The following is a 12987-nucleotide window of genomic DNA, read 5'->3' on the forward strand; positions in this document are numbered from 1 at the left end:
GCGGACAGGGCTGTCCGCAATCTTCGGTTGCGTTGTCTCCGTCGTTGGAATCGGCCGGGTAGACCGAATGAGCCGTTTTGCACGGCTGATCCCTTCTTAGGGGTATATCGGGACATGCCGGGATGGCGCGCCGGAGGCGGGGTCTCCGGCGCGGTCCGGTCGTGTGGATGAGGTCGCGTCAGCGATTGGCGAGATGGGTGATGTCGCTGCTGTTCAGCAGTCCAGCGTGCACACGCACGTCGTCGATGTCACCGGCGAAGTTACTGTCGAAGCGGTTGTCCCAGAGGGAACGGCCCACTTCGAGACCCTTAGTGGCGTTCCAGTTCGCCGTGGAGGACGCCTCGCCCTCGAGAACGCCATTGACGTACAGGCGGATCTTCCTCGCTTGCGGGTCATAAGTTCCCGCGAGGTGCGTCCACTCCCCCGGGCGCTGTTGCTGTTCTGCCTTGGGCATGGCCCGCGCCAAGTCGTCCGTGTCCGTGGGCGCTTTGTCCTCTCCGAGTCGGCCGAAGACCCAACGCTTGAAGGTGGACGAGTAGTACAGCGCGTAGTTGTAGGCGTGCTCGCCGGACTGGCTCACCACCATGAGGTTGCGGTCGAGGGCCGTGGGACGGACCCACGCGCTCACGGTGAAGGCCTGCCGGGTGTCCACCGGCGAGGACGCGGAAGCGTAGTCGCTGGTGCCGTTGAAGCGCAGAGCCTTGTCGGAGGGCTGGCCCGGGGCCTTGTGACCGGCCACCGGGTCGGCACCTGACACGGTCAGCGTGCGGTTCTTGCCGCTGCTGTCCGGACTGGTGCCCGAGGTGGTCTGATCGAGGTGGTACGTGGCGGCGGAGCAGGCGTCGGTGAGCTCGTCCGGGCAGGGGCGCACGGCCTTAAAGACGTACTGCGTGAGGGGGCCGCGGTTGCCCGCTCGGTCGACACTGCGCGCGTAGAGGACGCTGGGACCGAAGGTCGTCGGCGTGATCCTGATGGTGGCGTCGCCACCCGTGCGGTCCGGCGTCGCCCTGTTGCCCGGCTCGTCGTCGCCGATGGCCCACTCGTAGTAGGCGATGTCGTTGCCGTAGGCCGAGTCCTTGGCACCGTTGGTCCGGAAGGTGAAGCTACCGGGTTGGCCCGCGGCCTTGCCCTCCTGTTCAGCCGGGAAATCGGTCGAGGAGACGGTCGGTTTGGTGTCCGGTGCCTCGGTGTCGACCCCGACCTCACAGTAGTCCGACCACTCCGTGCTGTCGTCGATCCCGTCGGTGGTGCCGGCGTGCCATTTGTAGGCCTGGCCATGCTTGAGCTTGCCGTGCGGGATGGCCTCCTTGAAGTCACCCTGAGCGTGGAATCCGTCGGTGCCCTCATAGACCATGGGCTTCTCCGGAACGGCGTTCCACACCCGGAAGGTGGCCTTCAGGTTCTGATGGTCGTCGTCCTTTGCGTTCACGACCATGGTCGGATTATCCGTACGGATCCAGGGGCGGTCGCTGCCACGTCTGCAGGACGCGGCCGGGTTGGCCGTGCGCTCGTCGGTGGGCTTCTCCGGCGGGGTGTTGTACTCGATGGAGAGCTTGGCGTCGCTTCCCCGGAAGCGCTTCCACGAATATGGGTCGCTCTCGTCCTTCGCCGTCAGGGAGAAGGCGAGGGGGTTGCCGGAGGCGGCGTACTTCCTCACCGTGGGAGTGAGGTTCTCATTCTTCTCATCCGGGTTGTCGTAGAACTCGACCCTGGCGGCCGGGCAGCGGTCTCCGCGGCCGTAGGCGACCTTGCGGTCCACCATCAAATCGCCGTCAACGGGTTTGTTGTTCCAGGTCGTTCCCTTGCCGATCTTCTTCGCATCGACGAGCGCCAAGTCGACCCAGGTCGGGGTGCAGGAGAAGGTGTAGGTTTCCTGGGCCGAGAACGTGGCCTTCCTGATCTTGCGCTTCTTCCAGCCGCTCGTGTTGAACTTGAAGTACATGCGGTCGGTGTAGGGAGAATCGCTGCAGAAGGCCCGGCCCTCGCTGGTATCGGCGTAGGAACACCGCCCGACGCCTCTGCCATTCCGGTCGTCCTTGAGGAAGGATGTGTCCGGGTAACTGCTGCTCACGTAGAGCCACTCGACCTGCGTCATGTCATCGGTCGGAGGGTCGATGTACACGGGGTATGTGGTGGCGCTGCCGGTCAGAAGAGCTGGGTCCGGAGTGACGGCCACGACTCCTTCCTCGACCGTCGTGGTCATCTTGGCAAGCTTGTCACCGGGTGAAGGGGTGTCGACGGATTCCTGGCCCGCCGCGCCGGGTTCCGGCTTGCCTGAGGAATCCCACATCTGAGCGCCTGGTCCGGCGAAGACCTCGGCTCCCGAGTCGTCAAGGGCACGCAAACCGCCGACGTCATTGGTGGTCAGACGGACGCCTTTGATGTCCGTCTTTAGCTCGACGCGCTTCAAAGCCGGGTTCTTCGCGGCCTCGGCCGTCTTGACGACCAGGGCGTAGGAGTAGCCCGTCACGGAGGCGTTGACACGCAGATCGACATCCGGCATGACGTCTGCGTATACGGCCGATGTCCCGATCAGTCTGGGCTCGGGCAGTCTCTGCGGCCAGCGCAGTGACAGGGCCTTGCTGTCCTTGGCGATCGTGACCAGTGGCTGGTCCGACCCGCCTCCGGGAAAGGCGAGTTGGACGACCGAGGCACGGGGGCCGATCGAACCATCGGGGCGTTTGACGAGCGTCGCATCGACAGGCTGCCATGACCCGTCGGGCTGCCGCACCCGCTGCGGTTGTGCCGTCTGTTCAGCGGTGAACGTGCCGTCCGGATTGGCGAAGACCTCTTCGACCTCGGTCCGTTCCTCGACAACTTCAACCCGTTCCCCCGTGGCCCTGGCCCGGTCCGAGGCTATTTGGGCCGGTGACCGTAATGCTGGGAGCGAAACAGCCTTGCCCTCACCCCCGGATCGCTGCCCGGTATCGGCCAAGACTTCGGCCTGGCCCCACGGCCCCAGGCTTCCCGTCAACGCTAGGGCGAGGATGGCCCCAGCCCCCCGTCCCAAGATTGTCCTACCAAGTGGTCTTCGGCGTCTCAAGTCCCCACCCACTTTGAAAAATTGAGAGAAAACTCAGTGCGGAGGATTCTAAAAGCGAGCTTTCCCGGGCGTCGATGCACACAGAAGCGACACAAGCGATCACACTGTGCATACATGAACCTTCATCACCAGTGGCCTGTGTCACACCCCTCCAATGTTCCAGCAGCGGCTCGCTATTTGGCCTGGTCAAAGGGTGTCTTGGGGAGGGCAGTGGTCTGGTCGTGGGTCAGGGGTGGTTCGGCCGGAAAGCCCCTCCAACGCTGGATGTGCCCCTGCACGAGCGCGCCCTGGTCCACGTGGCCGGGCCCGGGGCGGAGCGCTGCACGTCGCAGGGAGCAGGAGCCGGGCCCGGCAGGGGGCCTGGCGATGACACAGCGCGCTGCGGGGCCGTGGTAGGCCGGGTTGGGGAGGCTCAGTGAGCGAGGCGCGGCGGGGCGGGCGGCCGGTGGTCGCGGTCGGTGCGCATGTCCGTTTTCGTGGGGTGCGGTGGCAGGTCGTTGCCCTGGCCGGGCAGCGTTTCCACCTGGCCGGCGAGGACGGGGCGGATGAGGTGGTGCTGGCCGGGCACCTGTTCGCCGACGCCAGCTTCGCGGTCGTGGGCGCAGAGCCGGTGCAGGCGGTGCCGCAGTGGGGGCTGTTCGAGACCGCTCCGGCCGCATCGAGGGAGAAGGCGCTGGCCTGGCAGCGGCACATCCGGGAAGTCGAGTGCGGCCTGCCTGGCGGGGTGGGCAGCGGTGGGGCGGTGCGGGTGGAGTACGACCCGGACCGGTGGACCCTGGCCCAGCGGGAGCAGGCCAAGGCGCAGGAGCTGACGGCGCTGGGCTTCGGGCGGGTCTCCAGGACAACGGTGCAGCGCATGCGGTTGGCCTACCGCAAGCAGGGACTGTGGGGGCTGGTCGACCACCGCACCACCCGCAGCCCGAGCGGTGTCGGGCGGCAGGACGAGCGGGTCGTCGCTGCGGTCAAGGACGTACTGCGCGGGCAGCGGGGGCGCTCCAAGGGCACCGTCAAAGCGCTGATGCCGCTGGTCGCGCAGCTCCTCAAAGACCGCCACGGGGATACGGTGCCCATGCCCGCGCAGGCCTCCTTCTACCGGCTGGTTCACCAGCTCGCCCACCCCGCCGACCATCCCGGACGCCGGGTCCGTAATCCGCCGTTCATGGAAGACGGGCGCGGGGGTTCACCCCGACCGTGGCCCTGCGGCCCGGGGAGCAGGTCCAGATCGACACCACCCGCCTGGACGTTCTCGCGCTCTTCGAGGACGGCAGCCTGGGGCGGCCCGAACTCACCATCGCCGTCGACGTCGCCACCCGGGCGATCCTGGCGGCGGTGCTGTGCCCGGGCGGGACCCAGGCCGTGGACGCGGCTTTGCTGCTGGCGGAGATGGCCGTCCCGCACCCGGCGAGGCCGTCGTGGCCCGACGCCCTGCGCTTCGCCCACAGCACGGTACTGCCCCGGGAACGGCTGCTGCCGCTGGACGAGCGCCTCGAGGGCGCGGCCGCCCGCCCGGTGGCCGTACCGGAGACGATCGTCGTGGGCCGGGGGAAGGTCTACCTGTCCAGGGCCTTCACGGGGGCGTGTGAAGCCCTCGGGATCAGCGTGCAGGCCGCCCCGCCGTTCACGCCAACCGCCAAGAGCATCGTGGAGCGGACCTTCGGGTCGGTCAACACCCTGTTCTGCCAGCACCTGCCCGGCTACACCGGCTCCGACGTCACCCGCCGAGGCAAGGACGTCGCACGCGACGCGTGCTACAGCGTCGCCCAGCTCCAGGACCTCCTCGACGAATGGCTCGTGCACTGGCACCACCGCCCCCACGAAGGCCTGCGCCACCCAATCCTCCCGAAAATCGCGCTGACCCCGAACCAGATGTGGGCCGCCCTCGTCGCGGTCGCCGGACACGTACCGGTCCCGCTGACCGGGAGCGACTACCTGGAACTGCTGCCGGTGCGGTGGCAGGCCATCACCGAACGCGGGATCCGCCTGCATCACCGCACCTACGACCACGACCTCCTCGGCCCCTACCGAGGCCAGGACTCCGAAGTGGCGGCCCGCGGCGGGAAATGGGAAGTCCACACCAACCCCCACGACGTCCGCCAGATCTGGGTCCGCCTGCCCGGGCTCGGCCTGGCAGAGATCCCGTGGATCCACCGCGACCACGCCCACCAGCCGTTGAGCGACCGCACCTGGCAGTACCTGAAGACCATCACCACACACGAGGCGGACCACGACACGTACGAGGGCCGCCTCGCCGAAGCCCTCGATGAGCTCATGCGCCGCGCCCGTACCGGATCTGCCACCCGTACCGAGCAGCACCTCCTCGCCCGCACCACAACCGTCCGCACTCCCCCACCACCGCATCCCGAGCCCGAGGTACCGGCGCGGGAACCGGGCGCGCCGGCCACGGAGACGGGACAAGACAGCCTCGACGACCTCGACCAAGAATCTCAGAACATACGAGAACGAGGACGAGACCCTGCACGGCCCGGCCGCGCCACTGGCCGGGTACGGGCTGTATGACGCCCGGGAGGAGGCCCTCAAGTGGTGACGGGCCACGGCACCGGTACGAAAGGCACCGAGGCAAAGGCAGGCGTGACCACACGGGGCGGGGCGGGTGGGAACACGCCTGTCGGCCAGGCCCAGGCCGGCGGGGCATGGCCGGTGACGACCTGGCAGGGCTGGCAGCACTTCGCTACCACCCCTCCCCCGGCACCGCCCGCACCCGGCGGGCCGGCGCGCAGCGAGGAGGAACGCCTCGCCTACCACTCCGCGTTCGTCACCGTCCGCACCCCCGCCATCGACACCCTGACCACCAGCGTGCGCACCCTGATGATCCTGGGACGCCACCAGAGCGTCACCGCACGGCCGTCCCTGATCGTCACCGGGCCAGCGGCGGCCGGGAAGACCACCACCCTGCTCCACGTCGGCCGGGCCTGCCACCTCGCCCACACCCAGCGCACCCAGCCACCGCCCGGACCGGCACACGCCCCCGTGCCCGTCGCCTATGTGCTGGTCCCGCCCGCCGCGAGCGCGAAAGCCCCTCGCCACGGAGTTCGCCCGCTACCTCGGCATCCCCCTCACGTCCAGGATGACGCAGGCTCAGATCACCGACGCCGTCTGCCACACCTACAACCAGGCCGGCGTCCGCCTGTTGATGATCGACGAGATCCATCGCCTGAACCCCCGCACCACCACCGGCGCCGAAACCGCCGACCTCCTCAAAGACCTCACCGAACGCATCCACGCGACATTCGTCTACGCGGGCATTGACGTCACCGGCACCGCCCTGTTCTCCGGGGTCCGCGGAGCACAACTCGCCGCCCGCGCGTCCCTCGTGGAATGCGGGGCGTTCCCCGCACGATCCGGGAAACACGAACCCTTCCGCGAGCTGATCGCGGGAGTGGAAGCCGCCCTCGACCTCCGCGCGCACCGGCCCGGAACCCTCCCCCGCCACGCCCAGTATCTCCACCAACGGACCGCGGGCCGGATCGGGAGCCTGACCCGTCTCATCCGGCAAGCAGCCATCACCGCGATCCTCGACGGCACCGAACACATCACCAAAACCAGCCTCGAAGCCATCCGCATCGACCACCTCGCCGAAACCCACCACCGCCTCACCACCAGCCGGACCCGCATCACATCACGCTGACCAGGAAAAACACCCCTGACCAGCAAAAACACGGACAGTGCCATTAGACACAGAAGATAAATACAACAACCCCGAGACGCTCTCAACGAACCTGCAACACCCACAGGTCAGCCCACACACCATCCCGGCAGAGACCACCCCCACCGGTTCTCACCCGATCCACAACACCCCAGCACACACCCCACCCAGCCCACCAACCAACACCCCCACCAGCGTTAGCGGCCTCCAACGGCTGCAACGGCAACCTGCACGACGCCGAGTACGACCACCTCGTGAGCTTCGAGCTCGGCGGCGATCCCAACGACCCGCGCAACCTCTGGGTAGAGCCGCCTTCACCCAGGCACCACCCCGGCGGCGGGCCGAACAACCCGAAAGACCAGGTCGAGACGCGGCCACACACCGCGATCTGCTCCGGCCGGGTACAGCTCCGCGATACTCAACAGGCCATCGCCGCCGACTGGACCACAGCCCTCACCAAGCCCAAGATCAGATAACATCCAAGCGGGCTTCATGTACAGGTGGTCGGCGCTGAAGGCGCCCCTAGCCTGCGAGCAGAGAGGAGCCGGCGGCGCTCCTCACTCTTCAGCCTGCGGCCGGCCAGAACTGCGCGAGGTACTTCTCGACGCCTTCCGGAACTCCGGTCTGGGCCAGCGAGTAAACCTCTTCGCGGCCGGCGCAGTACATCCTTACGTGCCACCACTCAGCGGTACCGCCGAGGACGATGGTGTCCTCCGGGCTGCCGGCCACGGTCCCGAACGCCAGCTCCCCCGACGCCGAGTCGAGCACTCCCTCGGCCCGTATCTCCCACGGCCTGCCGTCGTCGATGCCCGGATCACCGTCCCACACCTCAGCCACGAAGTGAATCTCGTGGGTGTGGCCGGCGCTGCGGACATCGATCCGCCCCTCACGGAAGATCAGAAACGGCCCGCCCACCCCGGCATGCACCTCGTCCGGGTACGGGACGGGCACGCTGGAGTCGTCGATGTCCTGAAGGGTGAAGCCGTAGAAGTCGATGAGGACATCCATCGACTGCCGTCTGATCAGTTCGGACAACAAGAACCCCTCTTCTGCGCAATGGCCAGGACATGCCGGACGTTACCCACCCTGCCTGCCGCTCCGAAGACGGCAACGGAGACGCTTCGAGTGAACCGGCCACGCTCCCTCTCCCTGCGCCACGTCGGCTTGCCCGGGTATCGGCAGCGCATCGCTGCAGCGCCCGGCGGCTGCGCTCGTCGAGCTGTCCTGACTGGGACAGCCACAGAGCTCCACCGGAGGGGTGGTCCCGAACGGCAGTGAGCGGTGGTACAGCTCGGCGTGGAAGCGGATTCCGTGCTCGTAAGCCAGTACGCGCCAGGAGCATCTGCGGCTGGGTCCGTCCGTTGCGGGAAGGGGTGGGAGATACGGGGACAGGCGTCGGAGCTCCCTGGTACCAGCTCGGACACCACACGCCCCGGCCCGTTATCGGGCCTGCCGAGGCGGCTGTTGACGCACGCCGGCTCCGTGTCTTCATAGTTCCACACACGCGTCTGCGTCATGAGGGCATGGTCCCTGTTCGGCATCGTGTGGGTTCCGGCAGCCACCTCGTGATCGCGGAGGCTCCGTCGGCGGTTTCGTCCTGACCGCACCGTCCCCGGGCCTTCGCTGCCGTGGGCACGCCGCCCGCCCCCTGCGCCGTTCGACTTGGCCGTCGGCGCCGATCGGCGACGCCGGATGGGCGAAGCCGTCGAGCGAGTCGGTCGCCCCGGTGCGCCTTCTTCCCCAGATACCGGCAAGTCGTCCGTCCGGCTCTGCCCACGCAGGAGTTCCTCGCCGCCTATGCGGCGGGGTGAGGCGCCGTCGACCGGTGACGGTGTGATGCCGCGTCATCGGCCGACGGGCCTCCTGTTCAGTCTTCCCAGGGCCAGCGGGCGTTCCGGCCTGCCTCCAGCAGCGGCACCAGGCGGAACGCCGCGTCGGTGAGCCCGCCGAAGGTGTGCCGGTTGGCGGAGCCGGACGGGCCGTGGCCGGGCTGGTAGCCGGCGAGGTTCCAGGTGTAGACCGGGAGGCCGGCCGGGACCTGCTCGGTGGGGTCACCCGCGTAGTGGTAGGACGCCTGCTCGTCAGTGACGATCAGGACCCGGTCGTGCCCCCGGTAGTGCCGGCGCACCGCCTCGGTCGTGTCGGTTCCGCCCAGGCTCCCGAACCGCTCCAGCACCTTCAGGACCGACTCGCCCCGGCGGTAGGGCACGGGCGCGCTGGTAGTGCCGAACTCGACGAGGTCGGCGTCGGCGGCGCGCATGGCAACGGCCGTACCGAAGACGGCTGCGGCGTCCGCGCGGCTGAGCTGGGAGCGGTCGGACAGCGGGGACCACATGGAGCCGGAGCGGTCGACCAGGATCAGGGTGCGGCCCGGGAGCCGGGGCACGTTTGCCAGGGAGTGGCCCAAGGCCTGCTCAAGCGGGTAGGCCCAGCGCAGCGAGGGTGCGTGCTGGTACGCGGCCAGGTACCGGAAGGGAAACTGGCGGGACCGGGCGACCTCCGCCGGATCGGCGATGCGGGCGGCCACCTGCCGGGCGGCCTCGTCGCAGACGCCGGCTTCGTCGAAGTTCCGCAGGTTGCGGACCAGCGCCATGGTGCCCATCGAGGGGATGACGGCTTCCCAGGCCGCAGCGTCCATCGGTCCCTGCAGCCAGCCCGCCAGCGCCTCCCAGGTCATGCCCGCCTCGGCGAGCCGCTCAGCGCCACCCGGCCCGGTGACCAGGGCCCGCCGTTCCGCGACGGGCACGGCCATCAGCGCGCGGTGCGCGGTGAGGGTCCGGTCCGTGGTCGGCGGGGTGGCGGTGTCGGGGTTGTGGCGCCGGTCGAGGGCGTACTGGAACAGCGCGCCCTGCCACGGCTTGTCCGGGGCGGGCGTGGGGTGGACGAGATTGAGGACGTCACCGAAGCGGTAGCCCTTGGAGGCCGTGTCGTACTTCAGCAGGTTACGGCCGGTGTACAGGCGCCGTACGGCGTCGGCGATGCCGCGCTTGACGGGCTTGGGCACGTTCCGCCCGTGCGCGGAGGCCCAGTAGGCCAGCATCTCGCCGGGCTCGTCAGCGCGGCGCAGCACGGAGTCGATGACCTGGCGGTTGGGCAGGCCGTCGGTGGCGCCGACGTCGAGGCGCGCCTTGACGTACTCGGCGGCACCGACCAGGGAGGCGGTGCGCATCTGCCCGTCACCGCGCAGCCAGCCCAGCAGACCCGCGGTCCACGCGGCATCCTCGATGGCGAGCTTGCGCACGAGCGCGGTGAACCGGTTGTCTCGCGCCGTGCCGTCCTCGTGGAAGGTCTGCTGGGAGACGAAGTTGGCGACCGCGAGCAGGAACAGCTCCGAGCGATCGTCGCGCACGTACCCCTTGCCACCGAGATGGGTGCGGGTCCGCCCGGTCGTGGTCACGGGCGAGGCGGCCTGGGCCGTCTTGAGCGCTCGGACGTTGAAACGTGCCATATGAATTCCCCCGAATTCGTTTCGGGGAAGCACGGCGATGGGCGTCCGAGGTCAAGAAGGTCGGTGACGGTACAAAGACAGCTGCTCTACCCGACTGAGCTACACCAGCCCGAAGCTGGGACGGGATTTGAACCCGCGGCCGGCTGTTCCGAGAAGTAACCGTCACCTGCGCACCGGACGCCCCGGTGCCGCGCCTCCCGAGTTCAAAGGTGGCCACGGCATGGGATTCGATGCGACGAAGGAGCCGTGGCCCGCGCACCGGGAGGTGCGTGAAGTTTGGTGTCCAGAGATCGAGGCGGCGGAACCGACAAGGTGCTCTGCCAACTGAGCTACACCGGCCTGTGTGCCGGCGGCGGGACTCGAACCCGCGGCCTCCCCATTAAGAGTGGAAGTAGGTCCTGCCTTCGCACCTGGACGCTGATCACTGTAGAGGACCGATGAAGCAGAGCGCCAAGGGTTTTTCGACTCCCCCGCGCACACTCACTCTCACTCATGCAACAGCGCTCCGCTGGACACGGCCAGTCAGAAGTCTGCAGCTCCCTACCCGCCGAGCTGCCGCACTGTCCGAGCCAGAGCGTAGGTTCCCCGTATGGGAATCTACCTGTGCAGCGTCGACGCCGAGGACTGGTCGGACGAGGATGTTCTCCGGCCCGCCGCCCAGGCCCTCGGCGCCGAACTGTCCAAGCGCGGCCTCGCGTCCCACACCCCGCCCGCTGCAGTGGAGTTCGTCCCGCAGTCCGGAATGGCATTCGAGGAGAAGCTGTACCGGCCGATCCAGACCTTCGAGGATCTGTGCCGTGACCAGCCGGACCGGCAGGACACCTACGACGCACTGCTCGGATGGGACCTGCTGGTCCCCGTCGGCTTCGAGAGGCCCTTGACCCTCCCCGTACCGGCTCCCTACAGCGAGACCACGACCGTCCACAGCGCCCATCGCACGCTCAGGGCAGCGAAGTGTCTCGCCGACCAGATCGCTCTGCCACCGCAGGTCCCGCACCACTGCGACAACCTCGACCTCGGCAACTGGTTCGACAGTCCGGCCACGGCCCAGGCCGCCGTCAGCCATCCCGGCCCCTGGGCCCAGGACCTGGACGCCGCCTACTACACGGCGCTGTACCTCCGCGCTGCCGAACACGCCCTCCGACGGCAATGCCCCCTCACCTACGTGTGATCCCGCGAGGAGGAGTTCTGCCTGGCGGGCGTTCACTTGTGGACTGTCCGTCCGATGTGGTCGGCGGGTAGCCGTACCTCGCCCGGATCTCGGCGTCGTACTGCGCGTGGGGCCCCAGACCCATCGTGGCGCGGCGCTCATCCAGCCGGGTTGGGTCGACGACCGGCCGAGGCCCGAAGCGGCCCTTGTTGTCGTCGAAATATTGCGTTCCGTACGTCTGCTGGCGCTGCTGGGCGACCTGGCAGCGATCAGTCAGGTAGGCGAGATGCCGCGGCAACGCCTCGCCGGCTTCCACGGCTGCGGTCAGGAGCTGGAGCCCGTGCAGTTGGAAAGGCAGGTCCCGGTCGGCGTGCTGGATCAGCAGCCACGCCGCATTCGCAGCTTCTTCTCCTACGAGGGTGTGTCCGGGCCAGCCGTGTTCGGCCACCACAGTCTTGAGCCACGCGGTGTTGTCCGCATCCACCGCGCGCATCGCCTCGAAGTCCGACTCGACATCGTCCTGGCCCTCGCGAACCCCGCGGGCGTGCTGGTCGACAGCGACACGCCGCATGAGCTCGGCAGCCAGCTCGGGGTTGAGCGGATTCGTCATCGCGTCTCCTTCTCCCGCGCGTACATCAGCACCGCGAGCGAGGCGCCGGACAGGACCATCCGCCCGTCCATGGCGGCCAGGACCGCGTCGGGCAGCGGCCACCACTCCAGCGTCATTCCGGACTCCGTGCCGTTCAGCTTCTGCCGGCCGATGGTCAGGCCCGAGGCGGCGTACATGTGGAGGCGGCAGGTGTTCTTGGTCATCAGCGCGGTCTCGCCCAGGCGCCGCCAGATGGTGGCGGTGATACCGGCCTCCTCGGCCAGCTCCCGCCGGGCCGCCGCCTCCGGGGTCTCGCCCGGCTCGATCGTGCCGCCGGGCGGGGTCAGCACCTCGCCGTGCACGTACGAGGCGTACCGCACCAGGGCGATCCTTCCCGCGTCGTCCTCCGCGACCGCAAGTGCCCCGTCGGGGACTTCGACAACCCGGAATCCGCTGCGTGCTCCGTCCGGCTGGATCACCTTGTCCTCGTGTACCTGAAGCCGGCCCTGGGCGTAGGCAGTGCGGCGGGACAACTGCTCCCACCTCGGCATGATCGCGGTCAACGGTGATTCCCCTCCCTGGTAGTGCAACGGTCTTTGTTCTGATGGTTTGCCGGGCTCTGGGGCTGTGTGGCCGCGTCGTTTGTAATGGCTGACGCGGGCTTGGTGTCGGCGCCGTCGACGCCAGTATGACCAGTGCAGAACGTGTCCGATGTCCGCGCGGGGACCGGGTGAGCCGGCTGATCAGGCGTCGGAGTTCAGGGGGTCAGGGGTATGAGCCGGGAGGACCCGTGTCTGCTTCCCGCTGCCGAGTTTGCGGGCCCGCAGGACGGTGAGACACGCGTGGGCTGCCCTGGCCAGGGTCATGTGGCGGTGCCAGCCGTCGTAGCGGCGAACCTGGTGCAATCGGCGAGGCGCGCATGCGCCAGGACGATCCCCCGGCGTGTCGTGGACGCGCGCCACGCGAACGTACTCGACCTCCCGCACGCCGACGGCTCCTTCGATGCGGGGCGGGGCGGGGCGGGGCGCCGACGTCCTCGGGCACTTGGATGGTGGCAGTTCGGCCGAGTCCTTCGGGGGTTGCGCCGGGGCGT

The 12987-nt window shown here is 68.6% G+C and carries 9 protein-coding genes and 2 pseudogenes; 4 read left to right on the forward strand and 7 right to left on the reverse strand.

The features are described from left to right. Positions 1–178: 178 nt before the first annotated feature. Both ACZ6X9_RS28390 and ACZ6X9_RS28395 read right to left on the reverse strand, forming a co-directional pair. A complete protein-coding gene (locus tag ACZ6X9_RS28390; protein ID WP_469780859.1) occupies positions 179–2974 on the reverse strand; it encodes a LamG-like jellyroll fold domain-containing protein in 2796 nt (931 codons plus the stop codon). Between the two features lie 481 nt (positions 2975–3455). After that, positions 3456–4097: a hypothetical protein gene (locus ACZ6X9_RS28395; RefSeq protein WP_469780860.1), complete on the reverse strand. Its 642-nt coding sequence runs from the start codon at positions 4095–4097 to the stop codon at positions 3456–3458. Positions 4098–4234: 137 nt separating this feature from the next. Between ACZ6X9_RS28395 and ACZ6X9_RS28400 the strand changes: the two genes are divergently transcribed. The 3 genes and pseudogenes from ACZ6X9_RS28400 (at position 4235) to ACZ6X9_RS28410 (ending at position 7183) form a co-directional block, all read left to right on the forward strand. After that, positions 4235–5560 (forward strand): hypothetical protein, encoded by a 1326-nt coding sequence (locus tag ACZ6X9_RS28400; protein WP_469780861.1) that lies wholly within the window; start codon positions 4235–4237, stop codon positions 5558–5560. Positions 5561–5701: 141 nt separating this feature from the next. Continuing rightward, positions 5702–6689 (forward strand): annotated as a pseudogene (locus tag ACZ6X9_RS28405) (TniB family NTP-binding protein). 272 nt (positions 6690–6961) lie between these two features. Next, a complete protein-coding gene (locus tag ACZ6X9_RS28410; protein ID WP_469780862.1) occupies positions 6962–7183 on the forward strand; it encodes a hypothetical protein in 222 nt (73 codons plus the stop codon). An 88-nt stretch (positions 7184–7271) separates the two neighbouring features. Here ACZ6X9_RS28410 and ACZ6X9_RS28415 read toward each other — a convergent pair whose 3' ends face one another. Both ACZ6X9_RS28415 and ACZ6X9_RS28420 read right to left on the reverse strand, forming a co-directional pair. Beyond that, entirely contained in the window at positions 7272–7742 is a 471-nt protein-coding gene (locus ACZ6X9_RS28415; protein ID WP_469780863.1) for a hypothetical protein, read from the reverse strand. Between the two features lie 832 nt (positions 7743–8574). Further along, positions 8575–10155: a TROVE domain-containing protein gene (locus tag ACZ6X9_RS28420; RefSeq protein ID WP_469780864.1), complete on the reverse strand. Its 1581-nt coding sequence runs from the start codon at positions 10153–10155 to the stop codon at positions 8575–8577. 589 nt (positions 10156–10744) lie between these two features. On the opposite strand from ACZ6X9_RS28420, the gene ACZ6X9_RS28425 reads away from it, so the two are divergent. Next, positions 10745–11326: a hypothetical protein gene (locus tag ACZ6X9_RS28425; protein ID WP_469780865.1), complete on the forward strand. Its 582-nt coding sequence runs from the start codon at positions 10745–10747 to the stop codon at positions 11324–11326. Here the strand turns inward: ACZ6X9_RS28425 and ACZ6X9_RS28430 are convergent. The 3 genes and pseudogenes from ACZ6X9_RS28430 to ACZ6X9_RS28440 all read right to left on the reverse strand — a co-directional run. Further along, positions 11313–11915 carry a DUF6624 domain-containing protein gene (locus ACZ6X9_RS28430; protein WP_469780866.1) on the reverse strand — a complete coding sequence of 201 codons (603 nt, stop codon included), beginning with the start codon at positions 11913–11915 and terminating at the stop codon, positions 11313–11315. The two genes, ACZ6X9_RS28425 and ACZ6X9_RS28430, sit on opposite strands and share 14 nt — an antisense overlap. Further along, positions 11912–12457: an NUDIX hydrolase gene (locus ACZ6X9_RS28435; RefSeq protein WP_469780867.1), complete on the reverse strand. Its 546-nt coding sequence runs from the start codon at positions 12455–12457 to the stop codon at positions 11912–11914. The genes ACZ6X9_RS28430 and ACZ6X9_RS28435 overlap by 4 nt, the downstream gene beginning before the upstream one ends. A 202-nt stretch (positions 12458–12659) precedes the next feature. Then, positions 12660–12796: pseudogene (locus ACZ6X9_RS28440) on the reverse strand (IS701 family transposase); the annotation flags it as partial. Positions 12797–12987: the final 191 nt, after the last annotated feature.

It is taken from the genome of Streptomyces sp. NPDC052910, from assembly GCF_055585605.1.